Source organism: Brevundimonas lenta, assembly GCF_014196335.1.
In the GTDB taxonomy this organism is placed as follows: Bacteria; Pseudomonadota; Alphaproteobacteria; order Caulobacterales; family Caulobacteraceae; genus Brevundimonas; species Brevundimonas lenta.
On the sequence record NZ_JACIDM010000001.1, the window covers coordinates 1,146,321 to 1,161,069 of the forward strand.

Consider the following 14,749-nt stretch of genomic DNA (forward strand, 5'->3'; position numbering starts at 1 on the left):
AGTCAAGCGTGGGCGGCGGCCCAGGCGTCCACTTCGGCGATCCGGGCGGCCTTTTCGGTCGGCGAAAGGAATGACCCCTCGAAGCTGTTGATCGCCATCTGCGTGACCTGCTCGCGGGTCAGGCCCACGGCCTCGGCCAGGCGGCGATAGTTGTCGTTCACATAGCCGCCGAAATAGGCCGGGTCGTCCGAGTTCAGGGTCACATGGATGCCCCGGCGCAGCATCTCGGGCACCGGGTGATCCTTCAGGTCCTTGACCACGCAGAGCTTCAGGTTCGACAGCGGGCAGACGGTCAGGGTCATCTGCGACGCCGCCAGCCGCTTGATCAGGGCCTCGTCCTCCATCGAGCGGTTGCCGTGGTCCATGCGGTCGATGTGCAGCAGGTCCAACGCCTCATAGACATACTCCGGCGGGCCTTCCTCACCGGCGTGGGCGACGCGCTTCAACCCCAGTTCGCCGGCGCGGGCGAACACCCGTTCGAACTTCGACGGCGGATGGCCGACCTCGGACGAGTCCAGTCCCACGCCCGCGATCTTGCCCAGCCACGGCTCGGCCTGATGCAGGGTCTCGAAGGCGGCGTGCTCGTCGAGATGCCGCAGGAAGCACAGGATCAGCTTTGAGGTGACGCCCAGTTCGGTCTCCGCCCGCTTCATCCCGGCCAGCAGGCCCTCGGCCACCACGCCGAACGGGATGCCCCGGTCGGTATGCGTCTGCGGGTCGAAGAAGATCTCGGCGTGCCGGACGTTGTCCGCCGCCGCGCGCCGGAAATAGGCCATGGCCAGGTCGTGGAAGTCCGCCTCGGTCTGCAGCACGTTGGCCCCGGCGTAATAGATGTCCAGGAAGTCCTGCAGGTTCGAGAAGTCGTAGGCCGCACGCACCGCCTCGACGCTGTCGAAGGGAATGGACACGCCGTTGCGCTGGGCCAGTTCGAACATCAGCTCGGGCTCGAGGCTGCCCTCGATGTGCAGGTGCAGCTCCGCCTTGGGCAGGCCGGCGATGTAGGCGTCCAGCGACATGTTCGATCGTCCCCGTGTTCAGGGCCGGAGCTTAACCTACATCCGCTCCGGTGTGTCGATTCCCAGCAGGCGCAGGGCGGTCTCCAGCTGATCCAGCGCCGCTTTTGACAGCGCCAGCCGCGAACCCTTCGTCGCCTCGTCCGGGGCGATCAGCACCGGGCAGGCGGCGTAGAATTTCGAGAACGACTGGGCCAGGCGGTAGGCGTGCTCGGCCACCACGTGCGGCATCTTCTTGTCGTAGGCCTCGGCAACGGCCTGCGAGAAGGCGTCCAGCGTCAGGGCCAGGTCGCGTTCGGCCGGCTCGGCGATGACCACGGGGGCGAAGTCGGCGCCCTGGTCCGCGGCCTTGCGCAGCAAGGATTTGATCCGCACCGCCTGGTACAGCAGGTAGGGGCCGGTCTTGCCCTCGAAGCTCATGAAGCGGTCGAGGTCGAAGATGTAGCTGGTGGTCCGGGCGTTCGACAGATCAGCGAACTTCAGCGCCGCGACGGCGACCTTGCGGGCGATGTCCTCGAACTCGGCCTCGGGCAGGGCCTCGCCCAGCTTGGCCTCATGCAGGCGCTCGCGCGCCTTGTCGGTGGCCTGGCTGATCAGGTCGTGCAGCTTCAGCACGCCGCCCGCGCGGGTCTTGAAAGGCTTGCCGTCCGGGCCGTTCATGGTGCCGAAGCCGAGGTGGTCCAGCTGGCCCTCGGCGGCGTAGCCGGCCAGATAGGCGCCGCGGAACACCTGTTCGAAATGCTCGGCCTGACGCTCGTCGACGACATAGAGGACGAGGTCGAAATCCTGGTCGCGGCGGCGCTGCTTGATCGTGGCCAGGTCGGTCGTGCCGTACATGGCCGAGCCTTCCGACGAGATGACCAGCAGCGGCGGCGGGCTGGGGGCCTCGATCACCGAGCCGTCGGCCAGCTTCTTCTTGCGGGTCTCGCCCGGCCTGGCGACGTGCACCACCTGGGCGCCGGCGTCCTCGACCAGAAGGCCCTTGGCCTTCAGCTCCTCGACCATGCCCGGGATCAGGGGATCCGCGTCGGATTCGCCGTTCCACAGGTCGAAGGTCACGCCCAGGGCGGTGAACTCGCGCTGCAACGCCTTCATCGAGACGTCGTGCATATGCTTCCACAGCGCGCGGTAGCCCGGGCGGCCGCCCTGCAGCTCGGCCGTCGCCTTCCGGGCGCGGTCGCGGAAGGCGGCGTCTTCCTTGGCCTTGGCGGCGGCGGCCGGATAGAGGCGCTCGAGGTCTTCCAGCGCGACCGGGCTCTCGGCCGGGAAGGGGCCGTCGCCCTCGACCATGAAGGCGTCGGCTTGGCCCTCATCGCCCACGGCGGTGATCAGCAGGCCCATCTGGAAGCCCCAGTCGCCGAAGTGGGCGTCGCCCCAGACCTGGTCGCCGCGGAAGCGGTACAGGCGCTTCAGGCTCTCGCCGATGATCGACGAGCGCAGGTGGCCGACGTGCATCGGCTTGGCCACGTTCGGGCCGGCGTAGTCGATGACCACCTTGCGCGGCGCTGCCACCAGGGCGGCGCCCGAGTGGTCGGCGTCGGCGGCGACCTCGGCGGCGCGCGCGGCCAGGGCGGCGTCGGCGACCTTCAGATTGATGAAGCCCGGGCCGGCGATCTCGACCGAGGCCAGACGCGGATCACCTTCGAGCCGGGCGGCGATCTTCGCGGCCAGTTCGCGCGGATTCGCCTTCAGCGCCTTGGCGGCGGCCAGGGCTCCGTTCGACTGGAAGTCGGCCAGGTCGGGCCGGTCGGATGCCGTGACGCGCGCAAGCGACGCGTCCACGCCTTCGGCGGCGAAGGCGGCCCCGACCGCTTCGCCCAGTTCCGTTCTCAGATCGGTCATTACTGGGCCGGCGGCTGGGTGGTGGGCTGTTGCGCGCCCGCGTTGACGCGGAAGCGGCTGCCCGAACGGTTGAACTCGGCCATGGCCGGGGTCACGTCGAAGCCGACCAGGATTTCAAAATTGTCGCCGCTGGTGGTGGCGTCGGCGCGCGGGATCACGATGCGCTGCTCCTGGGTGACCGTCGCAGTCTGGGCGCCGTTCTCGAAGGTCACCGGCAGGTCGAAATAGACCTTGTCGAGAACCGCGCGGTTCCGCTCGGTGACGGCGACCCAGTAGCGGTAGGTGTGCTGGTCGCCCTGCGCCTGCGGCCCGCGGCCCAGGTTGAAGAGCAGACGGGTCTCGACGGTGATCGGCTCGTCGAACTGATAGCCGCAATCCGAGCTCAGGCCTTCGATCTCGCCGGTGAAGCCGACGTTGGAGGCCGTGACCCGATCGCCGGTCAGTTCGACATAGCGGGCGGCGTCGTAGAGAATCTTCACATAGGGGCAGGGGCCGGCGGCGGCGCGGCGGCGCAGCGGCGCGATGCGCGGTGCGGCCGGAGCCTGCTGCTGGTCGGCGGTCGCCTGTCCGGGCTGCTGCTGCTGCCCCGGCCGGCCGGTCGGATAGGCCTGTGCGCTGGCCGTGGAGGCAATGCCGACCGACAGGGTGGCGGCGACCAGAGCCGAAGCCAGGGAAACCTTGAGGACGCGACGCATCAAATGCTCTTCCGGAAACGAGGAGGCGGCGACAGCCCGACGCCGTCAGCACGCTTGCCGCTGATAGCGGCTAAACGGAGGCGCGGCAAACCCGCGCGAGAGGAAACGACGGTGGCGGCGCGGGCTCGGGGCGACTAGGTTTGCAGCATGACTGTCCACCAGCCGATCCGACCGGCCGAAAAGCGTCCGCTGACCGTACGACTCGCCACCCCGCGCGGGTTCTGCGCCGGCGTCGATCGCGCCATCCAGATCGTCGAGCGCGCGCTCGAGAAGTTCGGCGCGCCCGTCTATGTGCGCCATGAGATCGTGCATAACCGGCACGTGGTCGATCGCCTGAAGTCGATGGGCGCGGTGTTCGTCAAGGAACTGGACGACTGCCCGGACGACCGCCCGGTGGTCTTCTCGGCGCACGGCGTGCCGAAGTCGGTGCCGGCGACGGCCCGGGCGCGCGAGATGCTGTTCCTCGACGCCACCTGCCCGCTGGTGTCAAAGGTTCACGTCGAGGCCGAGCGGCATCACGCCGCCGGTCGCCACATCATCCTGATCGGCCATGCCGGCCACCCCGAGGTCGTGGGCACCATGGGTCAGCTGCCGGCCGATGCGATCTCGCTGGTCGAGACGGTCGAGGACGCCGAGGCCTTCCAGCGCCCGGGCGAGGCGCCGCTGGCCTATGCGACCCAGACCACCCTGTCGGTCGACGACACCGCCGAGATTCTCGCCACCCTGAAGCGGCGGTTCCCCGAGCTGCCTGACCCGCACAAGGAAGACATCTGTTACGCCACCACCAACCGACAGGAAGCGGTCAAGCGGCTGGGCGCGGTGAGCGAGCTGGTTCTGGTCATCGGTTCGAAGAACTCGTCCAACTCCGCCCGGCTGGTCGAGGTGGCGCTGCGGGCCGGCGCCCGTGACGCCCGGCTGGTGGATGACGCCGGCCATGTCGACTGGAGCTGGCTGGACGGCGTCTCGACCCTCGGCATCACCGCCGGCGCCTCCGCCCCCGAGCGGCTGATCGAGGACCTGGTCCAGGCGGTTTGCGACCGCTTCGACGCCCAGGTGGTCGAGGATGACGGTGAGCGGGAGACCGTGACCTTCAAGCTGCCGCGGGTGCTTACCGCCTGACGGCGGGCCTTGCACAAGCGGAGCCTTTGCCGTTCGCTCGCGTTAATGCTGCGACCAGAACGGGAAGCTTCTCATGCGCCTGACGCCTGCCTGTACGGTTGTTGCCTGCCTCGCCCTCGCTGCCGCGGCTTGCTCCCCGGAAGCCGAATCGCCGCCGGCGCCGGTGACCCCGTCGCCCGCTACAGCCGCGCCGGTGACGCCGCCGGTCAGCTATGCTTGCGAAAGCGGGCAGTCGATCACGGTGGCCTATCCCGACACCTCGACGGCCCAGCTGACGTACAAGGGACAAGCCTTCACTCTGCGCACCGCCCAGACCGGCTCCGGCGCGCGCTACGTCGGCTCGGGCCTGGAATGGTGGACCGCCAACCGCGACGGAACCGAAAGCGCCACCCTCAGCCGCCTGGGGCCGAATGAGGACGTCGGCTCCGCCGTACTTGAGCGCTGCAGCCGGCCATCGCCCGGCCCGGTTCCGACCGGCCCGGTCCCTGTGCCCCAGCCCGCGTCCGGCGGCGTGCTGCCCGCCTCCGCCCCCTGCCGCGGGCCCCAGCTGCGCCTCTCGGCTGAGGGCGGCGACGCCGGCGCCGGCAACCGCGTGTCGACCATCGGCGTCCAGAACATCGGCGCCCAGCCCTGCAGCCTGACCGGCTATCCCGGCGTGGTTCTGCAGGATCGGCAGGGTCGCAACCTGACCGCCATCCGCAGCGAACAGAGCCTCGGCAGCTACTTCCGCCAGAACCAGGCCCCGACGCCCGTGAACCTGGCGCCGCAGGCCAAGGCCTTCTTCGACATCGCCTGGAACGTCGTGCCGAACGAAGGGCAGGGCGAGACGACCTGTCCCTCGGCGGTCCGTATCCGGGTCACGGCGCCGGGCGACACCTCGCCGGTCTCGCTGGACCAGACCTTCACGCCGTGTGGCGGCCGGGTGAACGTCAGCCCGTTCCGTCCGGTGGCCGAACCGACGCCTCCGCCCGCGTCTGCGGCAACCTGAAGCTCGGGGGTTCAAACCGGAGCGGAAACGGCGTAGCGGAGCGCGCATGACAGCGACCTTCTATGACCGTGTCTCCGCGGAACTCGCCGACATCGACGCCCAGGGCCTGACCAAGCCGGAACGGGTCATCGCGTCCCGACAGGGGCCGGTGATCAAGGTCGGCGGGCGCGACGTGCTCAACTTCTGCGCCAACAACTACCTCGGCCTCGCCGGCGATGAGCGGGTGACCCAGGCGGGAATCAAGGCGCAGGAGAAGTGGGGCGCGGGCACGGCCTCCGTCCGCTTCATCTGCGGCACGCTGGAGATCCACAAGGAGCTGGAGCGGGCCATCGCCGACTACCTCGGTTTCGAGGACACCATCCTGTTCGCCGCCGCCTTCGACGCCAACGGCGGCATCTTCGAGCCGCTGTTCGGAGCCGAGGACGCGATCATTTCCGACAGCCTGAACCACGCCTCGATCATCGACGGCGTCCGGCTGTGCAAGGCCAAGCGCTACCGCTTCGCCACCTCGGACATGGCCGACCTGGAAGCCCAGCTGAAGCAGGCCCGGGCTGACGGCGCCAAGGAGATCATCATCGCCACCGACGGCGCCTTCTCGATGGACGGCTACATCGCGAAGCTGAAGGACATCCGGGCGCTGGCGGACAAGTACTCGGCCCTGATCATGGTCGACGACTGCCACGCCACCGGCTTCCTCGGCCCGCAGGGGCGCGGCTCCTACGCCTGGAACGGCGTTGAGGTCGACTTCGTCACCGGCACCTTCGGCAAGGCCCTGGGCGGCGCCATGGGCGGCTTCATCTGCGCGAAGGCGAACGTCGTGGCCCTTCTGAAGCAGCGCGCCCGGCCGTACCTCTTCTCCAACGCATTGAGCCCCGCCGTCTGCGGCTCGTCGCTGGAGGCCATCCGCATCGCCGCCGGCGAGGAGGGGGACGCGCTGCGCAAGCAGCTGTTCGCCAACGCCGCCCGCTATCGCGCCGCCATGACCGAGGCCGGCTTCACCTTGCAGCCGGGCGAGCACCCGATCATTCCGGTGATGCTGGGTGACGCCAAGCTGGCACAGGACATGGCCGCCCGCCTGCTGGAGCTCGGCGTCTACGTCATCGGCTTCAGCTTCCCCGTGGTGCCCCGCGGGCAGGCGCGCATCCGCACCCAGATGTCGGCGGCGCATACCTTCGAACAGATTGATCAAGTGGTCGCGGCGTTCACGACGGCCGGCAAGGAACTGGGAGTTATCTGATGGCGGACATGATGAAGGCCCTGGCCAAGACCAAGCCCGGCGTGGGCCTCGAACTGATCGACGCTCCAATCCCGGTCGCCGGCGACGAGGACGTGCTGATCAAGGTCAAGCGCACCGCCGTCTGCGGCACCGACATCCACATCTGGAACTGGGACGAGTGGTCCCAGAAGAACGTGCCCGTGCCGATGATCACGGGCCACGAGTTCTCGGGCGAGATCGTCGCCATCGGCAAGGATGTCGACCGTCGCCTGAAGGTCGGCCAGCGCGTCTCGGCTGAAGGGCACGTCATCGACCTGAACTCGGAAGCCGCCCGCGCCGGCCACTTCCACCTCGACCCCGACACCCGCGGCATCGGCGTGAACCGTCAGGGCGCCTTCGCTGAATACGTCGTGGCCCCGGCCTTCAACGTCATCGAGCTGCCCGACGACGTGCCCTACGAGATCGGCTCGATCCTCGACCCGTTCGGCAACGCCGTGCACACGGCGCAGCAGTTCGATCTGCTGGGCGAGGACGTGCTGGTCACCGGCGCCGGTCCGATCGGCATCATGGCCGCCGCCGTCGCGCGCCAGGCCGGCGCCCGCACCGTCGTGCTGACCGACATCAACGACTTCCGCCTCGAGCTGGCCCACAAGGTCGCGCCGGGCGTGCGCACGGTGAACACGCTGCGCGAGGATCTGCACGACGTCATTCCCGAGTTGGGCATGAAGGTCGGCTTCGACGTGGCGCTGGAGATGTCGGGCTCGCCGATCGCCTTCAAACAGTGCGTCGACACTCTGATCATGGGCGGCGGTTTGGCCATGCTTGGCATTCCGTCCAGGCCGATGGAGACCGACTGGGGCTCGATCATCCTCAAGGCGCTGACGATCAAGGGCGTCTACGGCCGCGAGATGTTCACCACCTGGCGCAAGATGCTGGGTCTGCTGAAGGCTGGCCTCGATCTGCAGCCGCTGATCACCCACCAGATGAGCTACGAGCGCTATCAGGAGGGCTTCGAGGCGATGAAGTCCGGACAGTCGGGCAAGGTCGTGCTCAATTGGGACAAGGCGGCCTAGGGGGCTTAAATCGGAATGTCGGGGTCAGGCTCGATCCTCGCCTTCCTGGAAGGCGAAGGGACGGACGCGCGCGGGCGCACCCTGTTCGACGTGCTGGGGTTCGACAATGTCGCCCTGGAGCAGACCCACGACTTCATTCAGTGGCTGTTCCCGCTGACCGAGCCGTCCGCCGCCGTGCCCGGTTCACCGGTGCTGTCGCAAGACGACGTCGAGGCCATCCGCGCCTCGACCATGGCCCAATGCGCCATGGCGGCCGCAACCGACCGGATGGCGCTGTTCTATGCGACCACCCACGACTGGCTGATGCCCAACGACCACAACCACCTGCGCATCACGCGGATCATCCGCTCGCTGCGGCTGCTGCGTGGCGAGGCGGAGGCGGATGCGTTCCGGGACGCCATCCTGGCCCGGGTCGCCGCGACCCGGGCGCCCGTGAGCGCCCGCAGCCGCGGCTATTGGGAAACGGCCTGACCTAGGCCGTCGCTTCCTTCGCGGACGTCGCCTGGAAGACGATGACGACGAAGATCAGCATCGAGCCGACCAGCATGATTTCCGACACCGGAAGCAGCGGCATGAAGACCGGCTTGCCGAGCAGGATGAGCGTCAGCATCGGCATCGAGATCAGGAAGCCCGCCACCGACAGAACGAAATGCGCCATCGCCAGCCGGGTTTTGGCCACCGCCGGGTAGGCCCGGTAGAAGAAGCCGAACAGCATCATCGAGGCGAAGCCCAGCAGGTTGATGTGGGCGTGCACCGGCCTGAGCGTGAAGTCCTGGCTGGAGCCCATCCAGACGCCCAGCGTCATTCCGACGAGCGCGGCGAGCACGCCCAGCCGCATGAAATTATTCGCGATAGACAAGATCAGTCCCTCCGACTGAGGACGGTCCTGTGATCGCCGTCCTCCCCGGAATCAAAATACAACAGCGTTAGGTCAAAGTCTTGATCAGCGCTTTCTCGAACCCCGCCGCGTCCGGCCCGGGCAGGGCTCCGGGCAGTTCGCCCGCCTCGAAAAGCTCGAACACCTTCGGATGGACGTAGGACGAGCGGCAGACGGTCGGGGTGTTCCCAAGCAATCCGGCGACGGCCTTCACGCAGACGGTGATCTTGCGCTTCGCATCGGTCGGTGAGGTTGGAGGCTCCGTCTCGCGCAGCGCCCGCGCCACGGAAACCGTGCCCGCCCAGGTGCGGAAATCCTTGGCCGAGAACCCATCGCCCATCGCGTCGCGAATGTAGGCGTTCACGTCGTCGGAGGTGATCACGCACAGGTCGCCGTCGGCGCTCCGGTATTTGAACAGCTGCTGTCCAGGCAGCTCTCGCAGGGATCGGACAACCGTCGCCAATCGTCGGTCGCGCACCCTGACCTCATGCTCGACCCCGCTCTTGCCCTTGAAGGCGAAGGTCAGGGCGGTTCCGTCGACATCGAGGTGACGCTTGTTCAGCGTCGTCAGGCCGTAGGAGCGGTTCTGCCGCGCGTACTGAGCGTTGCCGACCCGGATCAGGGTGATCTCCAGCAAGCGCACGGCGGTCGCCAACACCTTGTCGCGCGTGACCCCGCGGGTCTCCAGATCGCCGTCGATCCGCTTCCTCAGTCGGGGCAGCTTGCTGGCGAAATCCGGCAGGCGGTCGAATTTGGACTCCGACGCATGGCGGCTCCAATCGTCGTGATAGCGGTACTGCTTGCGCCCCTTCACGTCGCGCCCGATCGCCTGGATGTGGCCGCTGGCGCGGGGGCAGATCCAGACGTCCGACCAGGCGGGCGGGATAGCCAGCGCCCGGATGCGGTCCAGCGTCTTTGGATCTCGAATGACCTCGCCCGCCCGGTCGAGGTAGGTGAAGCCCTTGCCCGATCGCCGTCGCGACAGGCCCGCGGCCTCGTCAGTGCACCAGGTCAGGCCTTCAGGAATTTCGGCGTCCGGGGCGAGGGTCACCCCTGCACCTCGCGCAGGACGGCCCTCAGATCGTTGATCCAGTCGCGCCCTGCATCCCCGCCCCAGAGCTGCCAGGCGATGTAGCCCGCCGAAGGCTTCGCGGGATCCGACCAGTGCCTGCCCAGCTTGTCGACAGCGTGGCGCGCGAAATAGCTGTACATCGACTTGATGTCGCGATCGCTGACGGTCTCGCGGTTCATCAGTTGCTCGGCCCGGCGCACGCCGACGTCGGTGCCGCCGCGGCCGTGCTCCTCGCGTAGTTCCAGGCCCCGGCGCGCGGCCTCAGCCACGGTCTTCGGCGGCGTGCGCCGGTCGTCCGAAAGGGCAGGGTGGTCGATCATTTACGGGCTCCGGCAGGGATTGCGCAACGACGCCGCGGGCTTGGGGTTCCGGACGGCCCTTGACCCGGCGGCCGGGGCGGAGGAACGAGCAGCGATGAACTATCGCCACAGCTTCCATGCCGGGAATTTCGCTGACCTGGTCAAGCACGCTCTTGTCCTGTGGCTGCTGGAGCGCCGACAGGCGTCCGGCCCGGTCACCGTGATCGACACCCACGCCGGCGCTGGAGTCTACGACCTTAGCGGCGACGCGGTTCGCTCGAAGGAGGCGGAGGCCGGCATCGCCCGACTGGTCGTCGCCGAAGGGCGGCCGCCGCTGATCGAGGCCCTGGCGAAGGAAGTGGCGGCGCTCAACCCGCACGGCGGAGCCCGTCTGTATCCGGGCTCGCCCCTGTTGATCGCCGAACGCCTTGGGCGCGAGGATCGCTACATCGGCTTCGAACTGAATCCGCCGGTTCTGACCCTCCTGACCGAAGCGCTGGAGCCGTTCCCGCAAGCGACCGCGCGGGGCGGAGACGGATACGATCAGGCGCGCGCCGAGGCGGCCCGGACCAAGGGCGCCTTCGTCCTGATCGATCCGCCGTTCGAACAGCCCGACGACTACATCCGCGCCGCTGACACGGCCGCGGCCATCGTGCGCGCCGATCCCCGGTCCATGGTGGCCATCTGGACGCCGTTGAAGGATCTGGAGACGTTCGACGGATTCCTGCGTCGTCTGGATCAGGCCGGCGCCAAGCGGGCGCTCATCGCCGAGGCGCGCCTGCGCCCGCTGGCAAATCCGATGAAGATGAACGGCTGCGCCCTGGTCGTGCTCAACCCGCCTGCGGGGGCGGAGGAGGCCGCGCGTGAGGTATGCGGCTGGGTCACGGACACGCTGGGCGAAGCCGGTGCGCGCGCCGAGGTCTGGACCAGCTAGTCGATCACTTCGCCGGGTTCGTACAAGTGCGGCTCGAAGGTCGCGATGGCGAGGATCGGCTCCATCGCCCCGGCGACCAGGGGATGGCGCGCCATCGCCTTCCAGTCCTCGCGGGATCGCCAGACGGCGTGCACCGCCGCCACCCGCCCGTTGAGGCCGCGATGGATGGCCGCGGAGACGAAACCGTCGAGATCGCGCTGGGCCCGCACCATGATGGCGAGGTGCTCCATGAGCGCGTCCTGCCGGTCCGCTTCGCAGCGATAGACGTTGATCAGGACTACGGGGTCGACGTCGGTCATGGGCGGCCTCTAGCCGAACCCGCCTTGCGTGTCTTGCTCGACCGGCCATATCCCGTTGCCTGAGGAGACCCGGATGACCCGTATCGCGATCCTGAAGACCGGCGCGCCGCCCGCGCCGCTGATCGAAGTTCACGGCGACTATCCGGCCATGTTCCGCGCGATGCTGGGCGACCCCTTCGCGACGACCGCCTTCGACATCCAGCACGGCGAATGGCCCGATCCGGTTGCGTTCGACGGGGCCATCATCACCGGGTCGTCAGCAGGCGTGTACGAAGGCGACGCCTGGATCGGCGCCTTGTTCGACTGGATCCGGATGGCCCGCGGCGAGCTGAAGATGGTCGGGGTTTGCTTCGGCCACCAGGCGATGGCCCAGGCCCTGGGCGGGCGGGTCGAGAAGTCCGATCGCGGCTGGGGCGTTGGACTGCATCGCTATGACGTCGTCTCGCAGGAACCCTGGATGCGTCCTGAGGCGGCGACCATCGCCATTCCTGTGTCCCATCAGGACCAGGTGGTTGAGAAGCCGGCGGACGCCCGCGTGACCCTGACCAGCGAGTTCGCGCCGCTGGCGGGACTGGCGTGGGGCGACGATGCGATCAGCATCCAGGGGCATCCGGAGTTCACGCCCGCCTACACCAGCGATCTGACCGGCGGGCGGCGCGGTCGGATCGACGAAACCCTGGTCGATCGCGCGTTGGAAAGCCTGCGCGAGCCGAACGATCGCGCACTGGTCGGCGGCTGGATCCGCAACTTCCTCACCTGAGCCCGGCGGACGCTGCGTAAGCCTTATTCAACGAATGTCGTGTGATGTGAGTGGGTTCCGCTGGAAGACCCATGTCGCTTTCCCGTTTCGTCCCGGCGGTCTTCGCCCTCTTCGTCATGCTGTGCGGAGCTGTATCGGCGTCTGCGCAGCCGCAGAGCGGCGGTGATGACGACGCGCTCCGGCTGGCGCGCTTTGTCGAGCACCGGGCGTCGGCGACCACATTCGCAGCGCTCAACGCCTTCGGCGAGACGGCCCTGCAACGCAGCGACCGCGAGGGTCTGAACCGCCTCTATCACGTGACCTGGACCACCCTGAACCAGGGAGAGTTCGAGCGCGCGACAGTGTGGAACCAGCGCCTGGCGGCGGCCGCGCGTCGCCAGAACGACGCCCGCTACATCGATATCGCCCGGCTGAACGCCCTGACCATCCGCTATGACCAGGGCGATGAAAGCGTGGCGCGCGAGATGGCCCGGATGGCGGTCTCCGGCCGCGACTGGTTCGTCCGTGCCCACGCCGCCCGACTGACGGCGCTGACGCTGATCGATCAGGGGCAGGTCGGGGAGGCGCTGGAGGTGCTGGAGGGCGCCGAGGCCGATATTCCCGATAACGATCCGTTCGCGGCGACCGCCCGCGCCGGCATCTGGGAACTGGCCGGCATGGGGCTGAAGGAGCTCAATGACGTGCTGGGCGCCGCGACCGCGTTCCGGAAGTTCGAGATCGACTATTCAAATCCGGCTTATCCGCGCCCGGACTTCGACAGCCTCTATAATCTGACCATGATGGCGGTTCAGGTCGGCGACCAGAGCGGCGCCACCCGCTACTACGCCGCGCATCACCGGCTGGCGGTTCGCTCGGACATGCCGAGCCTGAAGATCTACGACGCCAGTCTGTGCGCCACGGTCGCCAACGCGCGCGAGCGGCCCCGCGCCGTGCTGGCCTGCCTGGCGCCTTACGGCGAAGACTTGGGCGAGGCGGCGTTCCTGGCGGACGAGGTCCTGCCGCTGCGCGCGATCGCCCGCGCCCGCACGGGCCAGACCGCCGGCGCGCGCCGCGATCTGGAACGGCTGCGTGGTCTGGAATCTTCGTCCGACGCCCAGTCCCAGGTGGCGCATGTCGAGGCGGAGGTCCTGTTCGCCGAAGGCCGTCCGGACGAGGCTTACCGCGTCATGCGCAGCCATATGCTGGAGAGCGAAGCCACCGCGGCGAAGCGCTTCAGCGCCGGCATTCACCAGGTCACCGGGAACATGCAGCAGCAGCTCACCGAGCGCCGCCAGCAACTGGAGACCGCGCGCGCCAACACCCGACTGCAACGGCTGGTGATCGGCATCGGCATCGTCTTCCTGCTGTTCGCCGTCGGCACCCTGGGCTGGCAGTGGCGGCAGGCGGAGCGGTTGCGCACGGCGCAGCGTCGGGCCGAGGAGGCGAACCGGGCCAAGAGCGAGTTCCTGGCCAATATGAGCCACGAAATCCGCACGCCCCTGAACGGGGTCGTCTCCATGGCCGACTCCCTGGCCCGGCGGGACCTGGACCCGCAGGAGCATGAGATGGTCGAGCTGATCCGGTCGTCCGGGGCGACGCTGGAGCGGCTGCTGTCGGACATTCTGGACAGCGCCAAGATCGAGTCCGGGCAGGTGACGATCGAGCCGGCCGCCTTCGATCTGGAGCAGACGGTCAGCGACGTCGCCGCCCTGTGGCGGGTGAAGGCGGAGGACCGGCATGTTGCGCTGGAAGTGGCCTTCGACCCCGCCCTGACGGGCTTTGTCGAGGGTGACGGCATCCGGATCCGGCAGGTGTTGACCAATCTGGTCAGCAATGCGCTGAAGTTCACGTCGGAAGGCGTGGTGCGGCTGTCGGTCGAGGCGGGTGAGGGCGATAGGGTCACGTTCCAGGTCAGCGACACGGGCGTGGGCTTCGATGCGGAGCAGAAGAGCCGCATTTTCAGTCGCTTCCAGCAGGCGGACGGGTCGATCACGCGGCGCTACGGGGGCACCGGACTGGGTCTGGCGATCTCCAGCGCCCTGGTCGAACTGATGGGCGGGACGCTGGATTGCGAGAGCGTTCCGGGCGAGGGCTCGGCCTTCTGGTTCGCCATTCCGCTGCCCCGGGCGGAGCATGTTCCGGCAGAACCGGCACCTGTGGATAACGCTGTGGATATTACGACTGCGCCGATCCGCATCCTGCTGGCCGACGATCACCCCGCCAACCGGAAGGTGATTGAGATCATGCTGGCGGCGACGGCCATGGATCTGGTGACGGTCGAGGACGGTCAGCAGGCGGTCGACGCCTTCGTCGGAGGCGGGTTCGACCTGGTGCTGATGGACATGCAGATGCCGGTCATGGACGGGCTGACGGCGACGCGGGCGATCCGGTCGTTCGAGTCCGGGCAGGGGGCTCGGCGGACGCCGGTGCTGATGCTGACCGCCAATGCGATGGCCGAGCATGTAGAGGCGGGGCGGCAGGCGGGCGCGGACGGGCACCTGACCAAGCCGGTGACCCTGGCCAGTCTGTTCGAGGCGATCAGCGGCGCGCTGGAGGCCGAGGGCGAGCTGGAAGCGGCCTGAG

At 68.3% G+C, this 14,749-nt stretch carries 15 protein-coding genes; 8 read left to right on the top strand and 7 right to left on the bottom strand.

Annotated elements, in window-relative coordinates; genetic code table 11:
- Positions 1-2: 2 nt before the first annotated feature.
- The 3 genes from GGR12_RS05655 to GGR12_RS05665 are packed head-to-tail and all read right to left on the bottom strand — an operon-like array spanning position 3 to position 3,550.
- Entirely contained in the window at positions 3-1,016 is a 1,014-nt protein-coding gene (locus GGR12_RS05655) for an adenosine deaminase (protein ID WP_183203375.1), read from the bottom strand.
- 36 nt (positions 1,017-1,052) lie between these two features.
- Entirely contained in the window at positions 1,053-2,855 is a 1,803-nt protein-coding gene (gene argS, locus GGR12_RS05660) for an arginine--tRNA ligase (RefSeq protein WP_183203376.1), read from the bottom strand.
- On the bottom strand, positions 2,855-3,550 hold the full coding sequence (locus tag GGR12_RS05665; protein WP_183203377.1) for a Tat pathway signal sequence domain protein: 696 nt from the start codon (positions 3,548-3,550) through the stop codon (positions 2,855-2,857). The genes argS and GGR12_RS05665 overlap by 1 nt, the downstream gene beginning before the upstream one ends.
- Before the next feature lie 147 nt (positions 3,551-3,697).
- Between GGR12_RS05665 and ispH the strand changes: the two genes are divergently transcribed.
- From ispH to GGR12_RS05690, 5 genes are all read left to right on the top strand, one after another.
- Complete coding sequence (gene ispH / locus GGR12_RS05670) at positions 3,698-4,669, top strand: 4-hydroxy-3-methylbut-2-enyl diphosphate reductase (RefSeq protein WP_183203378.1); 972 nt, start codon at positions 3,698-3,700, stop codon at positions 4,667-4,669.
- Between the two features lie 163 nt (positions 4,670-4,832).
- Positions 4,833-5,657 carry a DUF4232 domain-containing protein gene (locus tag GGR12_RS05675; protein WP_343053105.1) on the top strand — a complete coding sequence of 275 codons (825 nt, stop codon included), beginning with the start codon at positions 4,833-4,835 and terminating at the stop codon, positions 5,655-5,657.
- 46 nt (positions 5,658-5,703) lie between these two features.
- The gene (locus GGR12_RS05680) at positions 5,704-6,894 is read left to right on the top strand and encodes a glycine C-acetyltransferase (protein ID WP_183203380.1); all 1,191 of its coding nucleotides are present in this window, start codon (positions 5,704-5,706) and stop codon (positions 6,892-6,894) included.
- Complete coding sequence (gene tdh / locus GGR12_RS05685) at positions 6,894-7,946, top strand: L-threonine 3-dehydrogenase (protein ID WP_183203381.1); 1,053 nt, start codon at positions 6,894-6,896, stop codon at positions 7,944-7,946. The genes GGR12_RS05680 and tdh overlap by 1 nt, the downstream gene beginning before the upstream one ends.
- A 15-nt stretch (positions 7,947-7,961) precedes the next feature.
- Complete coding sequence (locus GGR12_RS05690; protein ID WP_183203382.1) at positions 7,962-8,417, top strand: opioid growth factor receptor-related protein; 456 nt, start codon at positions 7,962-7,964, stop codon at positions 8,415-8,417.
- A 1-nt stretch (position 8,418) separates the two neighbouring features.
- Here the strand turns inward: GGR12_RS05690 and GGR12_RS05695 are convergent, their stop codons facing one another.
- The 3 genes from GGR12_RS05695 to GGR12_RS05705 form a co-directional block, all read right to left on the bottom strand.
- Positions 8,419-8,805, bottom strand: coding sequence for a hypothetical protein (locus GGR12_RS05695; protein WP_183203383.1), 387 nt, complete (start codon positions 8,803-8,805; stop codon positions 8,419-8,421).
- 67 nt (positions 8,806-8,872) lie between these two features.
- The gene (locus GGR12_RS05700; protein WP_343053106.1) at positions 8,873-9,874 is read right to left on the bottom strand and encodes a DNA topoisomerase IB; all 1,002 of its coding nucleotides are present in this window, start codon (positions 9,872-9,874) and stop codon (positions 8,873-8,875) included.
- The gene (locus tag GGR12_RS05705; protein ID WP_183203384.1) at positions 9,871-10,215 is read right to left on the bottom strand and encodes a hypothetical protein; all 345 of its coding nucleotides are present in this window, start codon (positions 10,213-10,215) and stop codon (positions 9,871-9,873) included. Before GGR12_RS05705 ends, GGR12_RS05700 begins: the two co-directional genes overlap by 4 nt.
- A gap of 94 nt (positions 10,216-10,309) precedes the next feature.
- Here GGR12_RS05705 and rlmJ point away from each other — a divergent pair, with 94 nt between their 5' ends.
- Positions 10,310-11,128 (top strand): 23S rRNA (adenine(2030)-N(6))-methyltransferase RlmJ, encoded by an 819-nt coding sequence (gene rlmJ, locus GGR12_RS05710; RefSeq protein ID WP_183203385.1) that lies wholly within the window; start codon positions 10,310-10,312, stop codon positions 11,126-11,128.
- Here rlmJ and GGR12_RS05715 read toward each other — a convergent pair.
- Positions 11,125-11,427, bottom strand: a complete 303-nt coding sequence (locus GGR12_RS05715; RefSeq protein WP_183203386.1) for an antibiotic biosynthesis monooxygenase family protein — start codon at positions 11,425-11,427, stop codon at positions 11,125-11,127. The two genes, rlmJ and GGR12_RS05715, sit on opposite strands and share 4 nt — an antisense overlap.
- Positions 11,428-11,500: 73 nt before the next feature.
- Here GGR12_RS05715 and GGR12_RS05720 point away from each other — a divergent pair, with 73 nt between their 5' ends.
- Together GGR12_RS05720 and GGR12_RS05725 are read left to right on the top strand one after the other, a co-directional pair.
- On the top strand, positions 11,501-12,187 hold the full coding sequence (locus GGR12_RS05720) for a type 1 glutamine amidotransferase (RefSeq protein WP_183203387.1): 687 nt from the start codon (positions 11,501-11,503) through the stop codon (positions 12,185-12,187).
- 71 nt (positions 12,188-12,258) lie between these two features.
- Positions 12,259-14,748: an ATP-binding protein gene (locus GGR12_RS05725; RefSeq protein WP_246328736.1), complete on the top strand. Its 2,490-nt coding sequence runs from the start codon at positions 12,259-12,261 to the stop codon at positions 14,746-14,748.
- Position 14,749: the final 1 nt, after the last annotated feature.

Coding starts and splice junctions, on each gene's coding strand:
- rlmJ (WP_183203385.1), top strand. CDS start 10,310: ATGAACTATCGCCACAGCTTCCATGCCGGGAATTTCGCTGACCTGGTC.
- GGR12_RS05725 (WP_246328736.1), top strand. CDS start 12,259: ATGTCGCTTTCCCGTTTCGTCCCGGCGGTCTTCGCCCTCTTCGTCATG.
- GGR12_RS05705 (WP_183203384.1), bottom strand. CDS start 10,215: ATGATCGACCACCCTGCCCTTTCGGACGACCGGCGCACGCCGCCGAAG.
- GGR12_RS05720 (WP_183203387.1), top strand. CDS start 11,501: ATGACCCGTATCGCGATCCTGAAGACCGGCGCGCCGCCCGCGCCGCTG.
- ispH (WP_183203378.1), top strand. CDS start 3,698: ATGACTGTCCACCAGCCGATCCGACCGGCCGAAAAGCGTCCGCTGACC.
- GGR12_RS05655 (WP_183203375.1), bottom strand. CDS start 1,016: ATGTCGCTGGACGCCTACATCGCCGGCCTGCCCAAGGCGGAGCTGCAC.
- GGR12_RS05680 (WP_183203380.1), top strand. CDS start 5,704: ATGACAGCGACCTTCTATGACCGTGTCTCCGCGGAACTCGCCGACATC.
- GGR12_RS05715 (WP_183203386.1), bottom strand. CDS start 11,427: ATGACCGACGTCGACCCCGTAGTCCTGATCAACGTCTATCGCTGCGAA.
- GGR12_RS05665 (WP_183203377.1), bottom strand. CDS start 3,550: ATGCGTCGCGTCCTCAAGGTTTCCCTGGCTTCGGCTCTGGTCGCCGCC.
- argS (WP_183203376.1), bottom strand. CDS start 2,855: ATGACCGATCTGAGAACGGAACTGGGCGAAGCGGTCGGGGCCGCCTTC.
- tdh (WP_183203381.1), top strand. CDS start 6,894: ATGGCGGACATGATGAAGGCCCTGGCCAAGACCAAGCCCGGCGTGGGC.
- GGR12_RS05690 (WP_183203382.1), top strand. CDS start 7,962: ATGTCGGGGTCAGGCTCGATCCTCGCCTTCCTGGAAGGCGAAGGGACG.